This is a genomic window from Stenotrophomonas sp. FW305-3-2-15-E-LB1 (assembly GCF_058787375.1).
Window position 1 is genome coordinate 129,502 of the sequence record NZ_JBYSZR010000007.1, and the last position, 25,029, is coordinate 154,530.

At 67.1% G+C, this 25,029-nt stretch carries 18 protein-coding genes; 5 read left to right on the forward strand and 13 right to left on the reverse strand.

Annotation, left to right across the window (positions count from 1 at the left end; translation table 11 throughout):
• Positions 1-58: 58 nt before the first annotated feature.
• The gene (zupT, locus tag AC3WL7_RS07675; RefSeq protein ID WP_492749900.1) at positions 59-868 is read left to right on the forward strand and encodes a zinc transporter ZupT; all 810 of its coding nucleotides are present in this window, start codon (positions 59-61) and stop codon (positions 866-868) included.
• Positions 869-966: 98 nt separating this feature from the next.
• Here zupT and AC3WL7_RS07680 read toward each other — a convergent pair whose 3' ends face one another.
• Positions 967-1,941 carry an RluA family pseudouridine synthase gene (locus AC3WL7_RS07680; protein WP_079222473.1) on the reverse strand — a complete coding sequence of 325 codons (975 nt, stop codon included), beginning with the start codon at positions 1,939-1,941 and terminating at the stop codon, positions 967-969.
• Between the two features lie 407 nt (positions 1,942-2,348).
• Between AC3WL7_RS07680 and AC3WL7_RS07685 the strand changes: the two genes are divergently transcribed.
• A complete protein-coding gene (locus AC3WL7_RS07685) occupies positions 2,349-5,585 on the forward strand; it encodes an Rne/Rng family ribonuclease (RefSeq protein ID WP_492749901.1) in 3,237 nt (1,078 codons plus the stop codon).
• 250 nt (positions 5,586-5,835) lie between these two features.
• On the opposite strand, the gene AC3WL7_RS07690 is transcribed toward AC3WL7_RS07685, so the two are convergent.
• The 10 genes from AC3WL7_RS07690 to AC3WL7_RS07735 form a co-directional block, all read right to left on the reverse strand.
• Positions 5,836-6,726, reverse strand: a complete 891-nt coding sequence (locus tag AC3WL7_RS07690; RefSeq protein ID WP_492749902.1) for an endonuclease/exonuclease/phosphatase family protein — start codon at positions 6,724-6,726, stop codon at positions 5,836-5,838.
• A 2-nt stretch (positions 6,727-6,728) separates the two neighbouring features.
• Positions 6,729-9,896 carry a discoidin domain-containing protein gene (locus AC3WL7_RS07695; RefSeq protein WP_492749903.1) on the reverse strand — a complete coding sequence of 1,056 codons (3,168 nt, stop codon included), beginning with the start codon at positions 9,894-9,896 and terminating at the stop codon, positions 6,729-6,731.
• The gene (locus AC3WL7_RS07700) at positions 9,893-10,729 is read right to left on the reverse strand and encodes a carbohydrate ABC transporter permease (protein WP_079222477.1); all 837 of its coding nucleotides are present in this window, start codon (positions 10,727-10,729) and stop codon (positions 9,893-9,895) included. The genes AC3WL7_RS07695 and AC3WL7_RS07700 overlap by 4 nt, the downstream gene beginning before the upstream one ends.
• Complete coding sequence (locus AC3WL7_RS07705; protein ID WP_108747025.1) at positions 10,726-11,607, reverse strand: carbohydrate ABC transporter permease; 882 nt, start codon at positions 11,605-11,607, stop codon at positions 10,726-10,728. The genes AC3WL7_RS07700 and AC3WL7_RS07705 overlap by 4 nt, the downstream gene beginning before the upstream one ends.
• Positions 11,604-12,899 carry a sugar ABC transporter substrate-binding protein gene (locus AC3WL7_RS07710; protein ID WP_492749916.1) on the reverse strand — a complete coding sequence of 432 codons (1,296 nt, stop codon included), beginning with the start codon at positions 12,897-12,899 and terminating at the stop codon, positions 11,604-11,606. Before AC3WL7_RS07710 ends, AC3WL7_RS07705 begins: the two co-directional genes overlap by 4 nt.
• 49 nt (positions 12,900-12,948) lie before the next feature.
• Positions 12,949-14,553 carry a glucoamylase family protein gene (locus AC3WL7_RS07715; protein ID WP_283221544.1) on the reverse strand — a complete coding sequence of 535 codons (1,605 nt, stop codon included), beginning with the start codon at positions 14,551-14,553 and terminating at the stop codon, positions 12,949-12,951.
• A gap of 248 nt (positions 14,554-14,801) precedes the next feature.
• Positions 14,802-17,861 carry a TonB-dependent receptor gene (locus tag AC3WL7_RS07720; RefSeq protein WP_079222481.1) on the reverse strand — a complete coding sequence of 1,020 codons (3,060 nt, stop codon included), beginning with the start codon at positions 17,859-17,861 and terminating at the stop codon, positions 14,802-14,804.
• Between the two features lie 76 nt (positions 17,862-17,937).
• Entirely contained in the window at positions 17,938-18,975 is a 1,038-nt protein-coding gene (locus tag AC3WL7_RS07725; protein WP_079222482.1) for a LacI family DNA-binding transcriptional regulator, read from the reverse strand.
• Between the two features lie 148 nt (positions 18,976-19,123).
• The gene (locus AC3WL7_RS07730) at positions 19,124-19,399 is read right to left on the reverse strand and encodes a BolA family protein (protein WP_079222483.1); all 276 of its coding nucleotides are present in this window, start codon (positions 19,397-19,399) and stop codon (positions 19,124-19,126) included.
• Positions 19,396-19,695: a YciI family protein gene (locus tag AC3WL7_RS07735; protein WP_108747852.1), complete on the reverse strand. Its 300-nt coding sequence runs from the start codon at positions 19,693-19,695 to the stop codon at positions 19,396-19,398. Before AC3WL7_RS07735 ends, AC3WL7_RS07730 begins: the two co-directional genes overlap by 4 nt.
• A gap of 371 nt (positions 19,696-20,066) precedes the next feature.
• On the opposite strand from AC3WL7_RS07735, the gene AC3WL7_RS07740 reads away from it, so the two are divergent.
• The 3 genes from AC3WL7_RS07740 to AC3WL7_RS07750 are packed head-to-tail and all read left to right on the forward strand — an operon-like array spanning position 20,067 to position 23,533.
• Complete coding sequence (locus AC3WL7_RS07740; RefSeq protein ID WP_079222484.1) at positions 20,067-20,972, forward strand: segregation and condensation protein A; 906 nt, start codon at positions 20,067-20,069, stop codon at positions 20,970-20,972.
• 13 nt (positions 20,973-20,985) lie between these two features.
• The gene (gene scpB, locus AC3WL7_RS07745) at positions 20,986-21,864 is read left to right on the forward strand and encodes an SMC-Scp complex subunit ScpB (RefSeq protein WP_079222485.1); all 879 of its coding nucleotides are present in this window, start codon (positions 20,986-20,988) and stop codon (positions 21,862-21,864) included.
• Positions 21,857-23,533 (forward strand): pseudouridine synthase, encoded by a 1,677-nt coding sequence (locus AC3WL7_RS07750; protein ID WP_313141461.1) that lies wholly within the window; start codon positions 21,857-21,859, stop codon positions 23,531-23,533. Before scpB ends, AC3WL7_RS07750 begins: the two co-directional genes overlap by 8 nt.
• Positions 23,534-23,638: 105 nt before the next feature.
• Here AC3WL7_RS07750 and AC3WL7_RS07755 read toward each other — a convergent pair whose 3' ends face one another.
• The gene (locus AC3WL7_RS07755) at positions 23,639-24,073 is read right to left on the reverse strand and encodes a hypothetical protein (RefSeq protein ID WP_079222487.1); all 435 of its coding nucleotides are present in this window, start codon (positions 24,071-24,073) and stop codon (positions 23,639-23,641) included.
• A 117-nt stretch (positions 24,074-24,190) separates the two neighbouring features.
• Positions 24,191-24,997 carry an amidohydrolase gene (locus AC3WL7_RS07760; protein ID WP_108760617.1) on the reverse strand — a complete coding sequence of 269 codons (807 nt, stop codon included), beginning with the start codon at positions 24,995-24,997 and terminating at the stop codon, positions 24,191-24,193.
• Between the last annotated feature and the right edge of the window lie 32 nt (positions 24,998-25,029).

Genomic DNA, 25,029 nt, shown 5'->3' on the forward strand with positions numbered 1-25,029 from the left:
CCCCCGCCGCCCCGGCCTGCCCGGGGCGGTTGCTGAATGACCAGGAACGCGTCGGTAAATGCTGCAGATCTCCCCGGAAAACTTCTGGATCGCGCTTGCGGTCACCCTTGCTGCCGGCCTGGCGACAGCCATCGGCAGCCTGCTGGTGCTGTTCTCGCGCCGGCCCAGCCCCCGCCTGCTGGCGTTCGGCCTGGCCTTTGCCGGCGGCGCGATGGTGTATGTCTCGCTGTCGGAAATCCTGAACAAGTCCATCGCATCGTTCGCACTGGCCTATGGCGAGCGCAGCGGCTTCACCTACGGCACCATCGCGTTCCTGCTGGGCGTGCTGGCCATCGTGGCGATCGATCACCTGATCCCGAACCCGCACGAGACGCTGGATTCGAAGGAACCGGCGTTCCTCGACAGCAACAAGGCCTACATCAAGCGCGTCGGCCTGCTGACCGCCGTGGCGATCACCGCACACAACTTTCCCGAGGGCCTGGCGACCTTCTTCGCGACCGTGGAAAGCCCGTCAGTGGGCATGCCGCTGGCCTTCGCCATCGCCATCCACAACATTCCCGAGGGCATCGCGATCGCGGTGCCGGTGTACTTCGCCACACAGAGCAAGCTGCATGCCTTCCTGGCCAGCCTGCTGTCGGGCCTGGCCGAGCCGGTGGGCGCGGTGCTCGGCTACTTCCTGCTGAAGGGCTCGCTGTCGCACGCCACGTTCGGCTGGGTGTTCGGGCTGATTGCCGGCGTGATGGTGTTCCTGGCGCTGGATGAGCTGCTGCCTGCAGCCAAGCGCTATGCCAAAGGCCACGAGACGGTGTACGGACTCGTGGCGGGCATGGGCACGCTGGCGATCAGCCTGGTGTTGTTCAAATGGTGATCGGTCCCGAAAGGCGCATCCACGCGTGGCGTGGATCTACCCACCCCAGGTAGCGCCAGGCCATGCCTGGCGGCAGTGACCTGCGCCCGGCGCCACCGTCAGCGCAGGCGATCCAGCGCTTCGACCAGCTCATCGGCCAGCGGTGCGTTCAGCACGTACGGGGTCTTGCCCGCGTCCAGCGCAAACTCCAGCGAGGCCGCGTGCAGGAACAGCCGCTTCAGCCCGATCTGCTCACGAAGCCGCTTGTTGACTGCCGGATCGCCGTATTTGTCGTCACCGGCCACCGGATGCCCCAGATGCTGGGCATGCACGCGGATCTGGTGGGTACGGCCCGTTTCGATGCGCACTTCGCAGTACGAATGGCCGCCCTTGCGCTCAAGCACACGGAAGTGGCTGATCGACTCCTTGCCGATCGCGTTGACCTGGACGTGGCGCTCGCCACCCTGGCGCAGGCCCACGTGCAGCGGCGCGTCCACCGTCATCACGCCGTCAGGCATGCGCCCGGCCAGCAGGGTCAGGTAGCGCTTGCGGATGCCGGCGCCGTGGTCTTCACGCAGCAGCGCCTGCAGCTCGCTCAGCGCTGAACGCTTCTTGGCCACGATCAGCAGGCCGGAGGTGTCGCGATCCAACCGGTGGACCAGCTCCAGGGTCTGCCCCGGGCGCAGGGCGCGCAGGGTCTCGATGGCGCCGAAGCTGATGCCGCTGCCGCCATGGCTGGCCACGCCGGTCGGCTTGTTCAGGGCCAGCAGGCGCGCATCCTCGAAGACAATGGCCTGCTCCAGGCGGCGCATGAAGGACTCGGGTGGACCGGCCTTGTCTCCCTCCTCAGTGAGACGAACCGGCGGCACACGCACCTCGTCGCCGGCCTCCAGCTTGCGCTCGGCCTTGGCGCGGCCGCCGTTCACGCGCACCTGGCCGCTGCGCACCAGCTTGTAGACCAGGCTGCGCGGGGCGCCCTTGAGCTGGCCCAGCAGGAAATTGTCCAGGCGCTGCCCGGCACGGTCCTCGGGAACGGTGATCATGCGCACGGAAGGCTTGTCGCCGGCTGGCTTGGTGGGGTCTGAGGCAGTCATCTGGCTGTTTATTCTGTTACACTCGGGGGGCGAGATAAGGGATTGATTTTGTTGGAAGTTACTCAGGGCCAGAAGCCCAGCTTCCGACGAATCCGGCACAGTGCGCGACCACCGCCCGCGGGGCGGCCATGTTAGCGGCTCACCGGCCTTCCCGGCCATCGCCGGATGCCTGACACGCAACCGTGCTGAACATGTCCCGCGCGGCGCTCCAGCCTGGCTGACAGCTGCCGCCGGCCCTGCAACACCCCAAAACCAGAAAAGTGAAGCGCTCCCGCGGCCTGCCGTGGTGTCGTAGCGCTGGAAACCCAAGCCGCCCTCCCCGCGCTTGCGCGAATGGGCGGCGAGCCGTGTCCAGAGGCGAAACCCCATGGCGTTCCGCGCGGTAGCCGCTTGCGAGGAACGCAACAATGAAGCGAATGCTGATCAACGCCACGCAGGCTGAAGAGCTGCGTGTTGCCATCGTGGATGGCCAGTCGTTGTATGACATCGACATCGAACAGCCGTCGAAGGAACAGAAGAAGTCCAACATCTACAAGGGCCGGATCTTCCGCATCGAGCCCTCGCTGGAAGCGGCCTTCGTCGAATACGGTGGTGGCCGCCATGGCTTCCTGCCGCTGAAGGAAATTTCCCGCGACTACTTCCAGGCCGGTGTCGACCACAACAAGGCCGGCATCCGCGAGTTGCTGAAGGAAGGCCAGGAAATCGTCGTCCAGGTGGACAAGGAAGAGCGTGGCAACAAGGGCGCCGCCCTGACCACGTTCATCTCGCTGGCCGGCCGTTACATGGTGCTGATGCCGAACTCGCCGAGCGCGGGCGGTGTCTCCCGTCGCATCGAAGGCGAAGACCGGGCTGCCCTGAAGGACGCCCTGGACAAGCTGAACATCCCCGACGACATGGGCGTGATCATCCGCACCGCCGGCGTCGGCCGCGATGCCGAAGAACTGCAGTGGGATCTGGACTACCTGCTGAACGTCTGGCGCGCGATCGCCGAGGCCGCCTTGAGCAAGCCGGCCCCGTTCCTGATCTACCAGGAATCGCGCCTGATCGTGCGCGCCCTGCGTGACTACCTGCGCGCCGACATCGGCGAGATCCTGGTGGACACCGAGGAGATGTACGAGCACGCCCGCGAGTTCATGCAGCAGGTGATGCCGCAGACCCTGCGCAAGCTCAAGCATTACAAGGACGACATCCCGCTGTTCAACCGCTTCCAGATCGAATCGCAGATCGAAGGCGCCTACGAGCGCAACGTGCGCCTGCCGTCGGGCGGCTCGATCGTGGTCGACCAGACCGAAGCGCTGACCGCCGTCGACGTCAACTCCTCGCGCGCCACCAAGGGCAGCGACATCGAGGACACCGCGTTCCAGACCAACCTGGAAGCGGCCGAGGAAGTGGCCCGCCAGCTGCGCCTGCGCGACCTGGGCGGCCTGGTGGTCATCGATTTCATCGACATGGCCTCCAACAAGCACCAGCGTGAGGTCGAGAACCGCCTGGCCAACGCGCTGAAGTACGACCGCGCGCGCGTCCAGGTCGGCCGCATCTCGCGCTTCGGCCTGCTGGAAATGAGCCGCCAGCGCCTGCGCCCGAGCCTGGGTGAATCCAGCCAGATCGTCTGCCCGCGCTGCGACGGCCACGGCCGCATGCGCAGCGTCGAGTCGCTGTCGCTGTCGATCATCCGCGTCGCCGAAGAGCATGCGATGAAGGAGAACACCGGGCAGGTGCTGGTCCAGGCCCCGGTGGAGATCGCCAATTACCTGCTGAACGAGAAGCGCAGCGCCCTGCGCGAGATCGAGAAGCGCCACGAGGCGCCGATCGTGATCGTCGCCGACGAGCAGCTGCACACCCCGCATTACACCGTGACCCGCCTGCGCGAGAACGAGCTGGGTGAAGAGAGCAACAAGCCGAGCTACCAGCGTGGCACCCCGCGCAAGCTGCCGGTGCACGCGCTGACCAAGGGCCAGCTGAACATCCCGCCGCCGGCGGTGACCCAGGTCAAGCACACCGCACCGGCCCCGGTGCGTGCCGAAGCCGAACCGGTGGCTGCTCCGGCCCCGGCACCGGTCGCCGCAGCACCGGCACCGGCCGCCAGTGGCGGCGTGGTCGGCTGGCTGAAGCGCATCTTTGGTGGCGAGCCGGCTCCGGCCCCCGCGCCGGCCCCGGCTGCCCGCCAGCCGCAGCAGGATGGCGGCCGCAAGGACCGCAACAAGGATCGCAACAAGGACCGCAGGGACCGTCGCGACGACAGCCGTGGCAATGGCGGCAACGCCAATGCGCAGCAGCAGAAGGACGGCGGCAACCGCAAGGACCGCGGCGAGCAGCGCAAGGACGGCCGCCAGGGCGGCAACAACAACGGCAACGCCCAGCAGCAGCCGCAGCAGGGCAAGCAGAAGGACGCCCAGCAGAAGGATGGCCAGCAGCAGCCGCAGCAGCAGAAGCCGCCGCGCAACGAGCAGCAGGGCCAGAACCCGCAGCAGCAGCCGAAGCTGAAGCAGCCCAAGCAGCCGCGCCCGCAGCAGGACGGCGACAAGCCGGCCGAGAAGCCGCAGCGCACCGCCGCCGTCGAAGCACCGGTCGATACCGCAACGGCAGCGGCCGCTGTGGCCGCCACCGCCGTTGCCGCCAATGCGGTGACCGCGCAGGAAGGCACTGCGCCCGCCGCACCGATCGCACCGGCCGCCGACGTGCTGGTGGCTGATGCCGCACCGGTCGCCGATGCCGCCGCCAACGCAGGCGCCGACGCCGACGCGACGGCCGTGTCCGGCGAAGACGCAGCAACCGACGCCTCGGGCGAGCAGGCAGGCGAAGGCGCGACCCGCCGCCGTCGTGGCCGTCGCGGTGGCCGTCGTCGTCGTCGCGGTGGCGCCGAGAATGCCGCCGGTACCGATGCCCTGGGCGATGACCAGGACGACGGTGACGAAAGCGATGACAACGACAACGACAGCACCGAACAGGTCGCCGACCACGCTGCGCAGGCCGCCCCGGTCGCTGCCGCGCAGGCGACCCGTTCGCAGCCGGAATTCGATTTCGATGATGAAGTCGAGCCGGTGGCCGTCGAAGCCGACAAGCCGACCCGTGCGCCGGTGGCTGTCGCCGCTGCCGCCCCGGTGGTTGCCGTGAGCAGCGCCGTGGTCGACGCGGTGGCCCCGCAGGATGCTGCCGCCCAGGAATCTGCCGCCAAGGCCGAGCCGAAGCCGCAGCCGGTGCAGACCAGCATGCTGGACGAGATCGACGCCGCAACCCCGGCCCAGCCGGCAGCGCCGGTGGCCGAGGCCAAGCCGGTTGTCGAGGAGGCCGCTGTGGTGGCCGCGCCGGCACCGGTGGTCGTCGAAGCCGCTCCGGTGGTTGAAGCCGCACCGGTCGTGGCCGACGTCGCTCCGGTGGTGGAAGCCGCTCCGGTGGTTGAAGCAAAGCCGGTCGTCGAGGCCGCCCGGGTGGTCGAAACCGCACCGGTCGTCGAGCAGCCGGCCGCGCCGGTGGCTGTCGAAGCCGCGCCGGTTGAAGCTGCCGCACCGGTGGCCGAAGCCGTGGTGACGCCGTCCATCGACCCGGTGGCCGACGGCCATGCCGATTCGGCCAGCCAGGCCGCCGATGCCCAGGCATCGGACGAAGACGAAGAAGCCGCCAAGCGCACGCCGCCGGCGAACTGATCGTTCTTTGATCGCTTGAAACGAAACGGCGGGGATCGATGATCCCCGCCGTTTTTGTTTGTACGTCCGGCACTGCATGGGTGGATGCCAACCGTGGTTGGTGCGATTGATTCAACGCATGCCGACCCTGCCGGAGCACGGGCACCACCCTGGTAGATGCCAACCTTGGTTGGCGCGGTTGATTCAACGCGCGCGGACGCGCCCGTGCCAACCAAGGTTGGCACCTGCCAGAACATGAAATCCCGCGGCGTCAGCGCGCCGGGGCGAACTGCAACCGGGTCCAGACGCCGTAATGGTCCGAGGCAAAGCGGCCGCTGTCGTCGGGCTGGTCGAACAGGATCTTCGCTTCGCGCGCGACCATCCGGTCCTGCTGGAAGAAGATGTGGTCGATACGCGAGGGCGCCTGGTAGTAGTGGCGGTTCAACGTGCTCACACCGGCCAGGTCGGTATTCACGTGCACGCTGCCGTAGCTGTCGCCGTAATGGCTGCGCAGCTCGCTCAGGTCGCCCGCGTCCACCAGCGCGTTGAAATCACCGGCGATCACCACCGGCGCGCCCGCCGAGGTCTCCGTGATGAAGCGCAGCAGGTCTTCCACCTGGCTGCGGCGGATGCCTTGGCCACGCTCGTCGCTGCGTTCGTTCAGATGCGTGGCATAGACGTTCACCGGCTGTCCGTCCACGTCGATGCGCAGGTGGGCCACGGTGCGGTAGTCATCCAGCGGCTGCAGCAGGTGCTCGCCATGGGCCAGGATCGGGCGGCGGGTCAGCAGCGCGTTGCCGTAGCGCTTGGGCGCCCCCACCGGATCGGTCGAGACGAACACGTACTTGTAGCCGAGCTGGCTGGCCAGCCACTGCGCCTGGTTGCGCACGTTGCGGCGCTGGATCACTTCCTGCAGCGCGATGGCATCGGGTTGCAGGCGCTTGAGCTCGGCCAGGATCGTGCGCCGACGGGTCGGCCAATCCTCGCGGTCGTGGTGCAGGTTGAAGGTCACCATGCCCATGCCGGGCGCAGTGGACACCTCGGCCGCGACCGGCGCGGCCTCTGCCGCCTGCTGCGCCGGTGCCAGCCCCGGCAGGGCCAGTGCGATCGCCAGCCCCAGGCCGCGCACTGCCACGCGCGCCCTCCCCTGCTTCAACGCCATGCTTACTGTCCCTTGCGTTCTGCGCGGCGCACCGCGCTGGGCACGTCGATCTCGATCCGCGCGGGCAACTGGTGCACGCGCAGTTCGCGGTTGTTCCACTCGGCCGGCTCGCCATTGATGGTGGCCTCACCGGGGTCGCCGCTGTACGGCCACGGCAGCGCCACGCCACCGGGCGGCGGCACCAGGCCCGCTTGCAGGTCGAGCACCAGCTGCTTGTCGCTGCGCTGCAGGCGGTAGTTCAACTGGCCCTGCGGCGTGCGCAGGCCCTGCACGGCGATGCCCTCCCCCTGGAACCAGGCGGTTGGAATGCCTGCTGCCAGCACCAGCGCCTCATCGGCATCGCGGTTGTAGGCGAACATGTCCAGGGCCGAGCGCACGAAGTCCGACGCTACCCAGGCATGCGGCAGGTCACCGACGAAGAACGGCTTGCGCGGCGTGCGCGAGACCACTTCGGCCCACTGGTTCCAGGGCTGCGGCGCACGGTCCTTGAAGAAGAACTGGGTGGCCTGCCAGGCACGGTCGCGCCAGCCCAGGCGCACGAAGGCCGCCACGTTGCGCCATTCGTAGGGCGTGTAGTCCTTCCACTCGCGCTTGCCATCGCGGCGCGCGACGAACTCGTTCCAGTAGCGCTCGAAGGTCGCCTCCAGCGCCTCCTGCGGCAGCCGGCCCTGCTCGCCACCCGGTGCCAGCGCGATGGTGGTGGAGGTGGCATCGAAGTCACCCAGCTCGGCCGAACCGGGCAGGTAATCGATCCTGTGCTGCTGCATGGCGGCCAGCAGCGAAGCCTCCAGGTCGTCGCGGAACTGGTCGCGCGACTCGCTGATCTGCATCGCCTCCACCTTGCCCAGCTGTGCCGCCACCTGCGCAGCATCCTTGTAGCCGCGCAGCGCCCAGAAGTTGTCCCAGTACGAGTGCATCGGCTTGGCCGAATAGCCCTCATGGCTGATCGAGGCCGGCATCATCCCGTAGAAGGCAGGGTTGCGTGCGCGGTTCTCCTCGGTGCGCTCGCTGGCGCGCAGCTGCTCCATATAACTGTAGGCGCCCTGCACGTGCGGCCACATCAGCTCCAGGAACGTGCCGTCGCCGGTGTAGCGCCAGTACTCGGCGATGTTGTAGATCAGCTCGCCGTGGCTGTCGTTCTCCGGCACCGGGTCGCTGCCGCGGGCATCGACACAGCACGGCACCTTGCCGTTCTCGAACTGGAACGGCGCATACCAGGTCACGTAATCACGCACGGCATCGCTGCGGCCCATGCGCAGCAGGCCCTCGGAAATCATCGCGCCATCGCGGATCCAACTGCGTGCATACGAACGCGTGCCCGGCTGCAGGCGCGGGCCCACGCGCGAGATCAGCATGTGCGCCACGGCGGTGCGCAGGGTTTCAACCAGTGGCTGGCCGGCCGCCGGCACCTGCAGGTTGACCACGCCCAGCTTGTCGCGCCACATCGCCGCCACCTGCTGCTGCGCCTTGGCCACGTCCAGCGCCTGCGGCTTCCAGCCGCCGGTCTGCGGCAGCACCACGGCCACCTCGCGGCTCTGCCCCGGCTCCAGCTTGATGGTGTACAGCATCGCGCCGGAGGCCAGGCCCGTGCTGTCCTTCACCGCCGTCGTCGCCGGGAGGCTGCCCGACGCCAGGTGCATCGCATCGAGCTTGCCGTCGAAGGTCGTGGCAAAGCGCGCGTCCGGGACCTGCAGCGGGTAGATGCGCGGTTCGCCGTTGACGCGCACCAGCTGCTCGCCCACGTCCAGCGCTTCGATGCGGCTGAAGCCACCGGTGGTGTTGAGGAACTGGGTCGGCGGGTTGACCTGCCAGGGCCGGATCGCCAGCGCCAGGGTGTATTCGTGGGCGACCTTGTCCGGGTTGCTCAGGCGGTAGCGGCCGATCAGCTGGGCGCGCTCGGGCGTGCCCTGCACGAAACTGGTCACCGACAGGCCGGCCTTCTCATGCACCCAGTCGACCGTGGCGATGGGCAGGTAACGGTCCTGCAGCGACTGCGTGGTGGCCACGCTGGACCAGTCCAGCAGCTTGCCGTCCATGCGGATGAACGGCTCGATGCTGAAGCTGCCCTTGGCCGGCTCCAGTGCGCCATCCTCGCTGATCAGCGCCTGCTCCTGGCCACCGTCGAGGCCCAGCAGGGTCCAGTACGGCTGCTCGCCCACGTAGGCACGCGGCAATGCACCGCGCGGCAGGTCCGCGGCCACCGAGGACAGGAAGGCATTGGGCGTGGCCGCGAAAGCCAGCGGCTTCAGCGCGATATCGCGGATGCCATAGCGCCAGTTCGGCCCATCCTGCAGATCGAAGCGCACGTAGCGCGCATCGGTATCGGGCAGCGCCAGCCAGTCACGGCCGCCGCCACCGCCGGTGACTTCGCGCACCGTACGCCAGTCACGGCCGTCCTCGGAGGTGCGCACTGTGTAGCGGGTCGCCTCCAGGTTGGGCAGCCAGTCGATCACCGCACCGCCGATCTCGCGGCTCTTGTGCAGGTCCAGGCTGATGGTCTGCTGCTTGACCCCGCCACTGACCCAGAACGTATCGCTCTTGCCATCGATCATGCGGTCCTGCAGCGCGGTGGCCGTGTCGGCGATCACCGACGGCATCAGCGCCGACTCGTCCTGCGGCGGCAGGCCCTGCAGGGTCAGCTTGTCGAAGCACACGGTGCCGCGGCCACCGACCTTGCTGTAGATCGTGAACTCGACCGCGGCGCTGCGCGCCATCTCCTTCTCGGCCGAGGGGCCCCAGGCCTTGTCGATCTGGCGGCGGCGGTACTCCACCGGCGCCCAGGCCTTGCTGAAGCTGTAGCCCGGCCGGTTGACCCACCACACGTTGTCGCCGCTGGCATCGATCAGCTTGAACTGCAGGTCGTTGCGCGGGGAATCGCCGCGCAGCTGGAAGCCAAACCGGTAGTTGGCCGGGTACTCGATGTTCAGCGCGCGGCGCAGGCCGACATAGCCGGACACCTTGTGGAAGTCGTAGTCCAGGCACAGCGCGCGGCCGCCACCGGCACCGCTGACCGGCCGCAGCGAACCGCTGACCTGGTCGGACAGCACCAGCTTCCACGCGCTGATGTCATCAAAGTCGTCCAGCACCTTGGGCGCCGGCAGCGCCGGTGGTGCGGCGATCGCCAGGGAGGTCCACAACAGGCCCAATCCAACGGCGATCGCTCGCTTCATCCCTTGACGCTCCCCAGCAACAGACCTTGGATGTAGTACCGCTGCAGGACCAGGAACAGGGCCAGCACCGGAACCACGGTGACCACCGCGCCGGCCATCATCATTTCCACGTCCATGATGTGCTCGCGCGAGAGGGTGGCCAGCGCCACCGGCAAAGTGTAGTGCTCCTGATCGGTCAAGACGATCAACGGCCACATGAAATCGTTCCACGCGCCCATGAACGTAAAGATCGCCAGGGTCACCAGCACCGGCTTGAGCATCGGCAGCACGATCTGGAAGAAGATGCGCAGCTCCCCTGCCCCGTCGATGCGGGCTGCTTCCAGCAGCTCGTCCGGGATGGAACGGGCGTACTGGCGCACCAGGAAGATGCCGAACACGCTGGCCAGCGCCGGCACGATCACGCCGCCGAAGCTGTTGACCAGGCCCAGCTGCTTCATCAGCAGGAACAGCGGCAGCATCGCCACCTGCGCCGGGATCACCAGCGCCGCCATCAGCACCTGGAACAGGCGTTCGCGGCCGACGAAGTTCAGCTTGGCGAATGCATAGCCGGCCATGGTGTTGAGCAGCAGCGAACCGAAGGTGATCGCCACCGACACCAGCAGGCTGTTGGCGAAGTTGCCACCCATGCCGGTGCGCGCGAACAGCTCGGTGTAGTTGTGGGTGGTGACGTGCGAAGGCAGCAGCGGCGGCGGGAAATGGGTCGCCTCGCCCTGCGGCATGAACGACACCGAGAGCATCCACAACAGCGGTGCCAGGCTGACCAGGGCCAGCACCAGCAACGCGCCATTGATCATCCACGGGTGCCAGCGCGACTGGCCGATCTCACGACTCATACCAACTGCCTCTTGCGGCCGAAACGCAGCATCACGGTGGTCACCGCCAGGATGATCAGGAACAGCAGGAACGCCACGGCAGAGGCGCGTCCCAGGTTCCACCACTTGAAGCCTTCCTCGAACATGAAATACAGCACGCTGACGGTGCTCTGCAGTGGGTCGCCGCGGGTCATGACGTACGGTTCGGCGAACAGCTGGAAGTAACCGGACACGGTAATGACACCGACCACCAGCAGCACCGGGCCGAGCATCGGCAGGGTGATGTGCAGGAACTGCTTCCAGCGCGAGGCGCCATCGATGCGCGCGGCCTCGTACAGGTCATGCGGGATGGCCTGCAGGCCGGCCAGGAAGATCACCATGTTGTAGCCGAAGTTCTTCCACACGGCGAACAGCATGATGGTGGGCATGGCCCAGTTCGGGTCGCCCAGCCAGTCGATCGGGCTGATGCCGATATGGCCCAGGCCGTAGTTCACCAGGCCGTAGCTGGTATGGAACAGGTAGCGCCAGATCACCGCCACCGCCACCAGGGTGGTCACCACCGGGGCGAACAGCGCGGTGCGGAACAGGGCCTTGAAGCGCGCGGCCGGTGCATTGAGCAGCATGGCCGCGCCCAGCGACACGCCAATCGACAACGGCACGCCGATCACCACGAAGTAGGTGGTGTTCCACAGCGACTTCCAGAACATCGGCGTCTGCAGCAGGTCGACGTAGTTGCCCAGCCCAACGAAGCGCAGGTTGCCGCCGTCAGCCAGCGCGTACAGGTCGAAGTCGGTCACGCTCAGGGCGAGCGCCGATGCCACCGGCAGGCCGAAGAACACGCCCAGCACGATCAGCGAGGGGCCGGCGAAGATCCAGCCGGCGAGGGACGAACGTTTCATTGCGGGCTCCCGGCCGCGACTGCACTGGTCGAGCCCGGGGGGGCATCGCTGCGCTGCAGGCGTTGTTGTTCATGCATCCAGCGGCGCTTGGCCAGCACCTTGTCCACGCGCTGGTCAAGCTCTTCCACGGCCTTGTCCTGCGGCATGCCGCCACGCACCACCTTCTCGGTGACGATGCGCATTTCCTGCACGATGCGCTCCCACTCGAGCACCTTCGGCGTCGGCTTGACGCGCTCCAGCTGGTCACGGAACGCGGCGGCCAGCGGATCGTTGGCCAGCGACGGGGCGTTCCAGGTACTGCGGCGCGGCGGCAGGTCACCGATGATCGAGTGGAAACGGGCCTGGATTTCCGGGCGCGACAGGAACTCGATCAGCTTCCAGGAGGCTTCCTTCTGCTGCGACTTGCGGAAGATCACCAGGCTGGTGCCACCGGCGATGCCCGCGCCCGGGCCGTCCGGGCCCGGCAGGGCGGCGGTGCCCCACTTCCCTTCCAGTTCCTTGGGCTGCAGCTTCTTAAACTCGCGGATGTTCCAGGGGCCGGAGATGTAGAACACGTTGAAGCCGCGGAAGAACTCATCCCAGACGTTGGAGATCTGCGTCTCGGACATCTTCGGCGCCCAGCCCTGCTCGAACATGTTGGCGTAGAAGGCCAGGGTGCGACGGAAACCAGGGCTGGAGAAGTTGCCGCGGGTATCCTCGTCGCGCAGCAGCGGATCGGGCTGCTGCAGGGCCAGCGACAGCTGCTGCTCGAACTCGTTGATCGGCATCAGCACCGCATAGCGGTTCGGGCCCTGCATCTTCTTGATCGCGGCCATCTGCTCGTCCCACTCCGCCCAGGTGCGCGGCGGATGGTCGAAGCCGGCCTGCGCCAGCAGATCCTTGCGGTAGAAGATCAGGCGGGTGTCGACATACCAGGGCACGCCTACCAGCTCGCCGTGGATCACGTTGGTATCCCAGATGCCCTGGAAGTAGTCCTTCGGATCGACCACGGACGACTGCTGCACGAACGGCTGCAGCGGGGTCAGCGCGTTGAGTTCGGCGAACTCGGGCACCCAGGTGTTGCCGAGCTGGCAGACATCGGGCAGGCCGTCGGCCGCAAACGCGGTCAGCAGCTTCTCGTGCGCGGCCGTCCAGGGAATGTTCTGCACATCCACCTTGATGCCGGGGTTTTCAGCTTCGAACTCGTGGATGAGTTCGCTGACCACTTCGGCCTCGCGGCCCATGGCCCAGAAGCGGACCGTCGTGGTGCCCTGCTCGGTGCGCGCGCAGCCGGCCATGGCCAGTGCGGCCATCGCAGGCAGGGCCCAGCGTCGCAGGCGGTCAATCCAATCGTGCACCTTGTTACTTCCCCTGGCCCGTGTTGCGGTTGGCATTGTTCTTCTGTTCCTGCGCGGCAGCCGCGCGCGATTCTGCGATACCGACCGCGCGTGCCGCCGCAGCCTTCTCATCCTTTTCCAGCACCAGCGGCTGGAACGACCCTTCCGGGGCCAGCCAGCCACCGCTGAAACCGGCCCGTTCCAGGCCCTTGCGGATGTACGGGTTCTTCTTCATCACTTCCCAGACGAAGTCATCGCGGTAGTTGGCGATCATCGTCAGGATCGGGCCCTGGTCGATGGCGATGTAATCGCTGGCCACCCAGCCGCGGTCCGGCACCATGCGGCCGGTCTTGATCGGGATGTCGTAGTTGAAGCTGGGGTTGAACGAATCCAGGAAGCCATAGCTGGAATAGATGTAGTCGCCGTAGCGCTTGTGCATCTCCAGCGTGGCCGGGATCACTTCCTCGGGCGCGAACACGATCGAGGAGATCGCCGCGGTCGGGGCGATGGTGCCGTCATCGAAGTTCTCGCGCAGGCCGGCGCCGCGCGAGGAGTAATGGCGGAACTGGCGCTGCTCGCCGCGGTATTCCTGGGTGGTGTTCTGCGGGCCGTCGCTGGCGGTCAGGCCCCACACGTTTTCGCCATAGTCCTTCCACTGCATCGGGTTGGCGATGGCGTACTCGCGGTGCGCCAGCGCCGCCGAGCGGCTGTTGAGGAAGTAGGTGCTGCCACGCTCGCGCATGTAGGCATCCTGGATATCGCGGAAATCGATCCAGACGTGGCTGTACTGGTGGCCGAACAGCGGGCCGAAGGACAGGTATTCCTGGCCCTGGTAGACGCCCCAGTCGTTGTCATAGGTGCGCGTCCACACCGTCCACGCATCCGGGCTCACCGGGTGGCTGGGGGAGCCGAGGGCGAGGATGTAGACCATCATCGCCTCGTTGTAGCCCATCCAGTCGTGGTCGATGAAGCCGCTCTCGGGGAACCAGCCCATCGAGATCAGCGGCGCACGCTGCTGCAGCCACGGCCAGTCGACCTGCTTGTACAGCTGGTCGGCGATCTGCCGGATTTCCTTTTCGCGCGGGTCGTCGCCGTCGTAGTACGACTGGGCGAACAGCACACCCATCATCAGCAGCGCGGTGTCGACCGAGGACAGCTCGACCCAGCTGTCGTAGCGGCGGCCTTCCTGCATGTCCAGGAAGTGGTAGTAGAAGCCCTTGTAGCCGGCCTTGCCGGTGCGCTGCGGGCCCATCGGCACATCGCGGAAGAACTTCAGCGTGGTCAGGGTGCGGTCGATGGCCTGGTTGCGGCTGACCCAGCCGTTCTCGATGCCGATCGGGTAGGCGGTCAGCGCGAAGCCGACCGAGGCGATGCTGGCGAACGGGCGCGACGGATAGCGGTCCGGGGTCAGGCCGTTGAGTTCGTTGGTGGTGTCCCAGAAGAACTGGAACGTGCGGCGCTCGATGTCATCGAACAGCGGCGGCAGTTCCGGCTTCATCGGCCGCGGCGGCGCGTCTGCTTCCAGCAGGATCACCGGCGGCTTGGGCTTTGCAGGCTCCTGCTGGGCCGGTTTGCAGGCGGCGATGGCCAGGGTCATCGCAGCGGCGGTCAACAGGTGGCGTGCCTGCATGGCGCGGTTCCTCCAGTGGGCTGATCGATGGGAAAGCATAACGTCCAATGGCCTGAAATCGTTTACAAACCAGACTCTTAAAAAACCACGCATTCGTGGCCGATTCAACACAGGCATTGTCCAGTCCCATGCAGCGCCGCAGCGACGCCGCATGGGGCTGGACAATGGACCGGCCCGCAGGCCGGCCATTGCCAGGTTCCGTTGCCAGCGGCGGGCCGCTGGCAACGGGGTGGTGCGTACGTCGCTGCTTAGAAGCGGAAGCCCACTTCGGCCTTGACCTGGCGCGGAGTACCGATGATGTCGCCGGTCTCGTTGTAGCTGGCCTGCAGCTTGCCGTTCGTCTTGACGTAGTTGTAGGTGGAGAAGTTGTCGAAGTTGAACACGTTGATGATGTCGATACGAGCGTACATCTCGGTGTCGCCCGGCATCTTGAACGTCTTCGTCGCCTGCAGGTCGACCGAACGGTAGCCGAAGATCTTGCCACCCAGCAGGAACTTGCCATTGGCATTGGGCACGGCAGCCTGCGGGGTCGGCAGGTTGAAGCCGCTGGCCTGCGGCACCGGGTACCAGTCGTTGACGGCGGTCGGGGTGGCCAGGGTGATCTTGCCACCGAAGGTGATGCCCCAGAAGCCCGCGTACGAACCGGTCATCACCAGGCGGTGGCGCGGTGCACCGTTGGAACGGATGGTCGGGTAGTCGCCGATCAGGCCGCGGTCAAAGGCGTACTTCTCGTTGATGTCGCGGTTGTGGCGCGCGGTCGTCCAGGTGTAGGCGATCGAGGTGCCCCAGCCGCTTTCCTTGGTGAACGGCTTCTGCGCCGACAGCAGGACCTGGGTCGCACGGGTCTTGATGCCCTGCTGGCCGATGATCAGGCTGCCGAAGCCCGGCACGTTGCAGCTCCAGGCCTGGCTCAGGCCCGCCTCGGTGCCACCGCACAGGCGCGGGTCATCGAAGAACTGGCCGGTCGGGTAACGGTTGCCCAGGGTGAAGGCGAAGCCGTCGTAGCTCAGGGTGCGGGCGATGGTGGCGTCGGTCAGCCAGTCACCGATCTGGTTGCTCATGCCCAGGCTGAACTGATCCGAGTACGGCGCCTTCAGCTTGTTGTTGAGCAGGTCGACTTCCAGGCCGGCATTGCTGGTCGCGCCGACCAGGTCCTGCAGGTTGCCGATGCCGTTGAGCAGGTTCGGGTTCCAGTCATAGCAGGCGGCCTGGCCGTTGATGCAGGTGCCGGTGGCCGGGTTGCGGAAGTAGATCGTCGGCTGCGGCAGGGCCAGCTTGGTGGTTTCCAGCTGCAGGTTGTCGAACAGGTCGCGGTCGTACGAACGGCCGGCACCACCGTGGATCACGTGCTGCTCGTCGGCGTTGATGTCATACGAGAAGCCCAGGCGCGGCTGCCAGGCATCCTTGAATGCCTTGCGGTTGTGGCCGTTGCTGATGTAGTTGCTGATGTCCAGGCCGCCCAGCGCCAGCGAATCGGCGTAGGTCTGGCCGGCGGGGGCGCGCGGATCCTGCGAGTAGATCGCATCGACCACCGCCTGCGGGGTCACGAAGTCCAGGTAGGACGGGGTGACTTCGTAGTCCCAGCGCAGGCCGAGGTTGATCTGCAGGTGGTCGTTGACCTGCCAGTCGTCCTGGATGAACACGCCGTACTGCTTGGACTTCGAACGCACTTCACCCGACACGCCGTCCACGCCGGTCACCGGCTTGACGAACTGCGCCTTGTACGGGATGGAATCCGGGAAGTCCGGATCGCCCAGGCTGTAGGTGAAGGTCGGGTTGATCTGCGCCGCATCGGAGGCGTACAGGTCGATGGCCTTGTACTTCACGCCCATTTTGATGGTGTGGTCGCCGGCCCACTGGATGCCGTCCAGGGTCAGGTTGTCCTCGATCGACCAGCCCTTCTGGCCCTTCACCTGCGAATCCAGTGCCGAGGCGCCACCGATCTTCACCACGGTGCGGTCTTCGGTGCCGTCCGGTGCGGTGTAGGTGATGCCGTTGGCCAGGGTCAGCGGGGTCGGGTTGTTGAAGGAATCTTCATGGGTGACCATCATTTCGTTGTAGAAACGCTCGCCGCTGTGGTTCCAGCGCAGCGCGTAACGACGGTCGGTGTTGACCACTTCACGGCCGGCTTCCGGCGAGGTCTGGCCACTGAACTGCGACTGGGTTTCGTCGCGGTCCTGGAAGGTCAGCTCGATGCGGTCGTTGTCGGTCGGCTCGAAGTCGATCTTGCCGAAGATCAGGTCCTGCTGGAACGGCTGGCTGGCCGGGCCCAGGCCGGCGGCGCCCGCGGGCGGCAGCAGGCTGGCGGCACCGGTGACGGCGCCGTCCGGAGCGATGGTGACCGGCAGGTCGAAGCGCTTGGCTTCGTAGGTCACGAAGAAGTGCGCCTTGTCCTGGATGATCGGGCCGCCCAGGGCGAAGCCGTATTCCTTCTCGGCCGAGACCATCTTGTCCTTGCCGCCCTGGCGCTCGGCCGGGGTCTTGGCGCGCATGTCTTCATCGGTGTAGCGGTAGAACGCCTCACCCTTGAATTCATTGGTACCGGACTTGGTGGCAGCGGTCACTGCGGCGCTCGACACCTGGCCGTACTCGGCCTTGTAGTTGCCGCTGATGACCTTGTATTCGCCGATGGCCAGCTGCGGGAACGGGTTGCCGGCACTGCCGGACTGGCCGGCCACGCCGCCGCCCTTGACGTAGCTCTTCTGGCCCACGCCGTCGATGTAGACGTTGGTGCCGTCGGAATTGGTGGCACCGCCGCGCAGCGAGGTGTTGCCCTTGGCATCACGGGTGAAGATCAGGCCCGGCACGGCATCGGCGAACTCCAGGAAGTTGCGCGACACCTGCGGGGTGGTCTGGATCTGCTGCAGGCTGACGGTCTTGCCGACTTCAGAGGTACGCACTTCCTGCAGCAGGGTCGGCGCGACGACGTTGACGGTGTCCAGGTTGGTCGCGGCGCTGCCACCGGCAGTACCACCGGCGGCGGCCTCGCTGAAGTTCAGCGTGGAGGTCGAGGCCACGGTGACGGTGACCTTCTGGGTCTGGCCATTGGCGGCCACGTCATAGGTGCCCGGATCCAGGCCCATCAGCGAATAGGTGCCATCGGCGCGCACGGTGCCGCGACGGACGGTGCCGGTGGCGACGTTGGTAGCGGTGACTTCCGAACCGGCCTGGGCGCCGGCCACCTGGCCGCGCAGGCTGGCGTTGGCCGACTGCGCCATGACGTTCGGGGCGGCGGCCAGCATCAGGCAGCTGACCAGTGCGGTGCTCAGCAGCCGGCGGGCCGGCATGCGGATCGTGGAATGCATCATCAACTCAATCTCCGGGTGGCGGTATCCGCGAATGCGGTACCTGCGATCAATCAAGAAAGAAGGAACGCCTCTGGCTTCAATGGCCCGATGGCGGAGTGGTGGAATCGCGAACGATGAGGCGGGGAACGAGCGTCTGCTTGTCACCTGCCCCTTCGGGGGTGTTGCCGTCCATCAACTGCATCAGACGCGTCATCGCCCTATCGCCCAACTCGGCGATACTGACCTGCATGGTGGTCAACGAGGGGTGTACAAACCGCGCCAGTGGAATGTCATCGAAACCCGCCAGGGCGACATCGGTGGGCACATGGATGCCTGCCTGCGCGAATGCGTAGAGGCAACCCAGGGCCATCATGTCGTTGGCGGCGAACACGGCATCGGGCAGCGCGCCGGCTGCCAGCATCTCCTGACCGGCACGATGGCCGGAAGCTTCGTCGAAATCACCGGGCAACTCGATGCCTTCGGCGCCGTTGCCAAAAGCCGCCAGCGCGTCACGGAAGCCGCGCAGGCGCTCGCGCGCGTCGAAGTTGAGATCCGGGCCAGAAATGAACGCGATGCGGCGGTGGCCGGCATCGAGCAGGTGACGGGTCATGGCCATCGCACCGGCGTGATCGTCGATGCTCAGGACCGGGTGATCCTGCCCCGGCAGATAGGTATTGATCAGGACCGTGGGCAGCGACTGCGGCAGGTTGTCGGTGAGGAAGCCGGGGCTCTCGGCATAGGGCGAGAGCACCAGCAGGCCATCGACGCGGCCGCGCATGGCACGCAGGGCGGCGCCCTGCTGTACCTGGTCGCCGTGGTAGCTGGACACCAGCAGGTGCTGGCGACGGTTGCGGGCAACGTTGTCGATGCCGCGCATCAGCTCGGAGAAGAATTCGCCGTACAGATCGGGCAGCACCACGCCCACCGTATTGGTGCGGCGGCTGCTCAGGCTGCGTGCGGCGGCGTGCGGGGTGTAACGCAGCCTCGCGGCGACCTCCAGCACAAGCTGGCGGACCGGTTCGGCGACATTCTCATGCCCGTTCAGCGCGCGGGAAACCGTGGCCACGGAGACCCGGGCTTCTCGTGCGACGTCTTTGATTGTTATGGCTGCCTTGTTCACGAAGCCGCCCTCCACGGCTTGGACCTACCAGCTTGGCGCGGAATGTAAGCGTTTCCATCTGCGCTTGTAAACACTCCGTTAGACGAATGTCCCCGGATGGACACAGAAATCTGACGTGGACAGGTCTGTTCCTGGACCTGGCAGGACTTTGCGGGACAGGCCATCAGCCCTGCTCGGACAGGGTGTATGCGCGGATGGACAGCGCATGGATATCGGTCTCCATCAGTCCGCCCAGCGCGGCATACACGGCGCGATGGCGCGCCAGCGGAGCCATGCCGGCGAACTGCTCGCTGACCACCAGCACGTTGAAATGGCCCCGCCCGTCACGTGCACCGGCGTGGCCGGCATGGCGGTGGCTGTCGTCTTCGATCTCAAGCGTGCTCGGCGCCAATGCCTGTTGCAGCGCAGCACGAATCAGATCGATGCGCTGCGCACTCATGGCAGCACCTTGCGGAACGGCCGCACGTCGACGCGGGTGTAGACGCCGGCAGCCACGTAGGGGTCGGCATCGGCCCATTCCCGGGCCTGCGCGAGCGAGTCGAACGCGGCAATCACCACCGATCCGCTGAAACCGGCCGGACCCGGATCCTCGCTGTCGATCGCCGGGCACGGCCCGGCCAGCAGCAGGCGGCCTTCGTCGCGCAGCGCGTGCAGCCGCGCCAGGTGTTCGGGCCGGGCCTGCAGCCGCTGCGCCAGGACATCCTGGCCGTCGTAACCTTCAATCACATAGAACACGGGCATTCCTCGTTCATGTTGCGGTGCGTCGATTCTAGCCAATGGGGCACCGCCACCGGCCCGGCTGGACACTGGCCCGGCAAAGCCGTACCCTAGGCACCATTGCACGTGGCTTGATGCAGCAGCCCGTCGGTTTTTGCGGCCAACGCAGCCCCCGACGACCGTACCGCTGCTTCGAACCGGGCCAACCGGCCGGGCCACGTAGACGACCTCCCCGTAGTTCCGTCGCCGCCGTTTCCTGCGGCGCGTCCTGCTGTTTGATATGTGTGGAATCGCGCCGATCCCGGCGTGACTGGTGCCTGGGGCGCCGTGGCGCAGGCCCGGCAGGTCCGGTACCGCGACTGGTCCGTTGCAATCCTATTGTCCATTAGATGACTTCCGAACTCGCGCTCGACGCGAACCCGCCAACCCGGCCGCCCGCCCCCCAGCAGCAGGAAATGCCGCTGGCCGTGGTGCATGGGCAACCGGTCCTGCAGATCCCGCAGGACCTGTACATCCCGCCGGATGCGCTGGAAGTCATCCTGGATGCCTTTGAAGGTCCGCTGGACCTGCTGCTGTACCTGATCCGCCGGCAGAACCTGGACGTGCTGGACATTCCCGTGGCCGAGATCACCCGGCAGTACGTGGAATACATCACCGTGATGCGCGAGCTGCGCTTCGAACTGGCCGCCGAGTACCTGGTGATGGCCGCGATCCTGGCCGAGGTGAAGTCGCGCATGCTGCTGCCGCGCCCGGTCAGCGAGGAAGGCGACGAAGCCGACCCGCGCGCCGAGCTGGTGCGCCGGCTGCAGGAGTACGAACGTTTCAAGCAGGCTGCCGAGGATATCGACGCCCTGCCCCGCCAGGACCGCGACACCACGGTGGCGCACGCCTTCATGCCCGAGCGGGCGACGGTGAAGCTGCCGCCGCCGGTGGACCTGAAGGAGATGCTGCTGGCCCTGCACGACGTGCTCAAGCGCGCCGAGCTGTTCAGCGGCCACGCCATCAAGCGCGAGGCACTGAGCGTGCGGCAGCGCATGGGCGAAGTGCTCGGCCGGCTTGAAGACGGCAGGTTCTACCGCTTTGAAGGCCTGTTCACCGCCGAAGAAGGCAAGCTGGGCGTGCTGGTCACGTTCCTGGCCGTGCTGGAACTGGCCAAGGAGCAGCTGCTGGACCTGGTCCAGGAAGAACCGCTGGCGCCGATCTACGTGAAGTCCCTGGCCGCCGGCAACACCAACGCCCCGCTGCAGTTCAGCAGCGAGTTCGACGACAACGACGCCGCCAATGAAAACGAGTGAGCGCTGACTGCCGATGGACCAGACGCTGATCAACCGCATTGTCGAAGGTGCCCTGCTGGCCTCCAGCCAGCCGCTCACCCTGGCCCAGCTGAAAGACCTGTTCCCGGAAGAGGAACCGGCACCGCCGGGCAGCATCGAACGTGCGCTGGAGCGCCTGCGCGAGGGCTGCGAAGGCCGCGGCGTGGAGCTGGTCGAGGTCGCCTCCGGCTTCCGCTACCAGGTGACCGGCGAAGTACACGGCTGGATCAGCCGGTTGTGGACCGAACGCAAAACCCGCTACACCCGCGCCACCCTGGAAACCCTGGCGCTGATCGCCTACCGGCAGCCGATCACCCGCGGTGAGATCGAGCAGGTGCGCGGCGTGGCGGTCAGCAGCAACATCATCCAGGCACTGGAAGAGCGCGAATGGATCCGCGTGGTCGGCCACCGCGACGTGCCCGGCAAGCCGGCGCTGTTTGGCACCACCAAGGGCTTCCTGGACTATTTCGGCCTGAAGCGCCTGGACGAACTGCCGCCGCTGTCGGAACTGAAAGACCTGGGCGAGCTGGAACCGCAGCTGGCGCTGGACCGTGATGGTCCCGCCGTTGCCGGTGCCGCCGGCCCGGACATCAGCGCCGACCCCGACGCGGCCGCCAATGATGACGCCGGCCTGCAGGGCGGCGATGGCAACACCCCCGATTCCGCCGACGCAGCTGCTGCGCCGGCCACCGATGAGCAAGCACCTTCGCCCCTCGATGATGGGCACCCCGATTCCGCGCCGGGCGAGCGCGCGGTGCCAGTGAACGAACGCGAAGACAACGCCGTCGCGACGACGACCGTGGCTGTTGACCAAGCCGATTCCGAACCAGAGGCCGACCTCGAAACCGTCGGCCGGAGCAAAACTGATGAGTGACACCCCCCGTAACAAGCTCTCGCTGAAGCGCGAAGCCACCTCCGAACAGTTCAAGCTGGAAGAGCGCCTGCACAAGGTGCTGGCCCAGGCCGGCCTCGGCTCGCGCCGTGCGCTGGAACAGCGCATCGCCGAAGGCCTGGTCAAGGTCAACGGCGAAGTCGCGCAGACCGGCATGTCGGTCAAGAGCGGCGACAAGATCGAGCTGGATGGCCGTGGCTTCGTCGCCACTGCCCTGGCCGAGCCGTCGCGCGTGCTGGTCTACAACAAGCCGGAAGGCGAAGTGACCACCCGCGAAGATCCCGAAGGCCGCCCGACCGTGTTCGAATCCCTGCCGCCGCTGAAGGGCGCGCGCTGGATCGCCATCGGCCGCCTGGACATCAACACCACCGGCCTGCTGCTGGCCACCACCGACGGTGAACTGGCCAACGCCATGATGCACCCGTCGTTCGAGGTCGAGCGCGAGTACGTGGTGCGCGTGCGTGCCCCGGAAGGCGAGGAAAAGGTCTCCGACGCCATCGTCGACCGCCTCGCCCGTGGTGTCGCGCTGGAAGACGGCCCGGCCAAGTTCGACGAGATCGAACGCATCGGCGGCACCGATTCGCACGACTGGTTCCGCGTCGTGGTGAAGGAAGGCCGCAACCGCGAAGTGCGCCGCCTGTGGGAATCGCAGGGCTGCCAGGTCAGCCGCCTGAAGCGCACCCGCTACGGCAAGGTCAGCCTGCCGCGCGAACTGGTCCGTGGCCATTCGGTGGAACTGCCGACCGCCCAGGTCGAAGCCCTGCGCGCGCAGCTGAAGCTGGAAGAAGGCGCGCCGTCGGCGCTGACCCTGCAGCCGGTGATCGGCCAGCGTCGCGCTGCCAAGACCACCGTGCGCGTGCGCGAAGGCGGTCGTGGCAATGCCTACGTCAACGGCCACAGCACCGCCGATGAAGGTCGCGAACTGCGCCGCTTCGATAACGTGCGCGAAGACCGCGGCCGTGGTCGCGGCGGCAAGGGTGGCGGCTTCAAGGGCGGCCTGACCGTCAGCGGCGAAGCAGCCGCCAAGCAGTCGCAGAAGCCGTTCAAGCAGCGCGCGCCGAAGAACGACCGTTCGCTGCCGGAAGGCAACCCGGCCGCGTTCCGTACCTGGTACGTGCCGGACGGTGTCAGCACCGGCCCGAGCGGCCACCGCAACGCCGGTCCGGGCGCACGTGGCCCGGGTGCCCGTGGTCCGGGCGCTGGCGCGGGTGGCCAGGGCCGTCCGTACGGCAAGCCGAAGGGTCCGGGCGCCGGTGCAGGTGGCGGCCAGGGTCGCGGCGGCTTCGGCGGTGAAGGCCGTGGTGGCGCCGGTGGCGGCCAGGGTCGTCCGGCCGGTGCGGGCAACCGCTCGCAGGGCCAGGGCAACAAGCACCCCTACGGCCATCCGGGCAACGCCCCGAGCTTCCCGTCCGACCACGCCAATCCGGGCTTCAGCCCGTACGGCAGCACGCGTCCGGCAGGCAACGGTCGTCCGGGCGGCAACGCCAATGCGCGTCCGGGCGGCAATCGCGGTCCGGGCGGCAACCGTGGCCCGGGTGGTCCCGGCGGCAACCGTGGTCCCGGCGGCCCGGGTGGCAACCGTGGCCCGGGCGGCCCCGGCGGCAACCGTGGCCCGGGCGGCCCGCGTCGCAGCGGCCCGCGCGGCGGCTGATCGCACGCCGTGCTGAAATGAAAAACCCCGGCTCCGGCCGGGGTTTTTCTTTATCGGGTGGAACAAATACCTGGTAGATCCACGCCATGCGTGGATGGACCGGGATCAGCGACGGCTGATGGTGAACGCGGTGCCGTCCACGCCCAGGTCCCAGCCCTTGCCGGTGCCGGACAGGGCCAGCGAAACGTCGCCCTTGGTCATCACCTGCGCGTTGCTGGATTTCACTGCGCCTGCGTGCGCGCCCACCGAAGCGTAGGTGCCCAGCAGCTCGTTGATGCCCACCGCGCCGGTGAAGCTGCCGCGGCCGTTGCTGATCTTCGACTTGCCCACGGTCAGGCCGCCGCCCTTGAGCTGGATGTGCACCGGCATGCTGGCGCCGTTGCTGCACTGGATGGTGCCGTTGCCCGAGGCGGTCTTGTAGATCAGCGACCAGCCGGACAGGTTGTAGCGCAGCTGGCAATCAAGGTTGCCACCGGCATGGGCGGCCGGGGCCAGCGAGGCTGCGGCCAGCGCCAGCAGCAGGACAAGGGGCTTGTTCATCGGCAGGACTTCCACTTCAGGTCGGACTGCCGGCGAATCTAGCAGCGCGCGCGTGCACGGTGGATGGAGGCACGCGCGCCGGTGCGGCAAGCGTTCAGCCGCCAGTCGAGCGCCCGCTCAGGCGCGCTCGTCCAGGTGGAACGCATCGGCATCGAGCATCGCCGGGAAGCGTGCGCGGTGCGCGGCCAGGGCCTCGGCCGAGATGGTGGTGGTGACCACCTGCTCGCGCTCGCGGATCTCCACCTGCGGCTGGCCGAGGAAGTCGATCACCGCGCTGTCGCCGGCGTAGTGCAGCTGGTTGCCGTCCACGCCGATGCGGTTGACCGCGGCCACGAAGCACAGGTTCTCGATCGCCCGCGCGCGCAGCAGGGTCGTCCACGCATAGGCGCGCGCCGACGGCCAGTTGGCCACGAAGATCTGCAGGTCGAAATCCATCTGCCCTGCCCGCTCCACGTTGTAGCGGTTGCGGCAGAACACCGGGAAACGCAGGTCGTAGCAGACCTGCGGATTGATCCGCCAGCCCTTCCATTCCACGCTCAGGCGGTCGCGCCCGGCGGCATAGCGCTCGTGCTCGCCGCCGTAACGGAACAGGTGGCGCTTGTCGTAGTACTGCAGCCCGCCATCGGGCGTGGCGAACAGCAGGCGGTTGTAGACGCCTTCGCCGTCGCGCAGCTGCACGCTGCCGATCACCGCCGCGTCCAGCGCCCGGGCCTGCTCGCGCACCCAGGCGACGGTCGGGCCGTCCATGCCTTCGGCCTGGGCGATGGCCTCGTTGGAGAAGCCGCTGGTGAAGGTCTCCGGCAGGATCACCAGGTCGGTACTGCCGGCCAGCGGCGCCAGCAACGCGCCGTAGTAATCACGGTTGCCCGCCGGGTCATGCCAGCGGGTGTCGCCCTGGACGAGGGAAATGCGCAGGTCATTCATGATCATGGATTCGCAGAGTATGAAGGTGCAGT

Excerpts from the sequence above, each read along its gene's own strand:
- zupT (WP_492749900.1), top strand. The coding sequence starts at position 59 with ATGCTGCAGATCTCCCCGGAAAACTTCTGGATCGCGCTTGCGGTCACC.
- AC3WL7_RS07680 (WP_079222473.1), bottom strand. The coding sequence starts at position 1,941 with ATGACTGCCTCAGACCCCACCAAGCCAGCCGGCGACAAGCCTTCCGTG.
- AC3WL7_RS07685 (WP_492749901.1), top strand. The coding sequence starts at position 2,349 with ATGAAGCGAATGCTGATCAACGCCACGCAGGCTGAAGAGCTGCGTGTT.
- AC3WL7_RS07690 (WP_492749902.1), bottom strand. The coding sequence starts at position 6,726 with ATGGCGTTGAAGCAGGGGAGGGCGCGCGTGGCAGTGCGCGGCCTGGGG.
- AC3WL7_RS07695 (WP_492749903.1), bottom strand. The coding sequence starts at position 9,896 with ATGAAGCGAGCGATCGCCGTTGGATTGGGCCTGTTGTGGACCTCCCTG.
- AC3WL7_RS07700 (WP_079222477.1), bottom strand. The coding sequence starts at position 10,729 with ATGAGTCGTGAGATCGGCCAGTCGCGCTGGCACCCGTGGATGATCAAT.
- AC3WL7_RS07705 (WP_108747025.1), bottom strand. The coding sequence starts at position 11,607 with ATGAAACGTTCGTCCCTCGCCGGCTGGATCTTCGCCGGCCCCTCGCTG.
- AC3WL7_RS07710 (WP_492749916.1), bottom strand. The coding sequence starts at position 12,899 with ATGGCCGCACTGGCCATGGCCGGCTGCGCGCGCACCGAGCAGGGCACC.
- AC3WL7_RS07715 (WP_283221544.1), bottom strand. The coding sequence starts at position 14,553 with ATGCAGGCACGCCACCTGTTGACCGCCGCTGCGATGACCCTGGCCATC.
- AC3WL7_RS07720 (WP_079222481.1), bottom strand. The coding sequence starts at position 17,861 with ATGATGCATTCCACGATCCGCATGCCGGCCCGCCGGCTGCTGAGCACC.
- AC3WL7_RS07730 (WP_079222483.1), bottom strand. The coding sequence starts at position 19,399 with ATGAGTGCGCAGCGCATCGATCTGATTCGTGCTGCGCTGCAACAGGCA.
- AC3WL7_RS07740 (WP_079222484.1), top strand. The coding sequence starts at position 20,067 with ATGACTTCCGAACTCGCGCTCGACGCGAACCCGCCAACCCGGCCGCCC.
- scpB (WP_079222485.1), top strand. The coding sequence starts at position 20,986 with ATGGACCAGACGCTGATCAACCGCATTGTCGAAGGTGCCCTGCTGGCC.
- AC3WL7_RS07750 (WP_313141461.1), top strand. The coding sequence starts at position 21,857 with ATGAGTGACACCCCCCGTAACAAGCTCTCGCTGAAGCGCGAAGCCACC.
- AC3WL7_RS07755 (WP_079222487.1), bottom strand. The coding sequence starts at position 24,073 with ATGAACAAGCCCCTTGTCCTGCTGCTGGCGCTGGCCGCAGCCTCGCTG.
- AC3WL7_RS07760 (WP_108760617.1), bottom strand. The coding sequence starts at position 24,997 with ATGAATGACCTGCGCATTTCCCTCGTCCAGGGCGACACCCGCTGGCAT.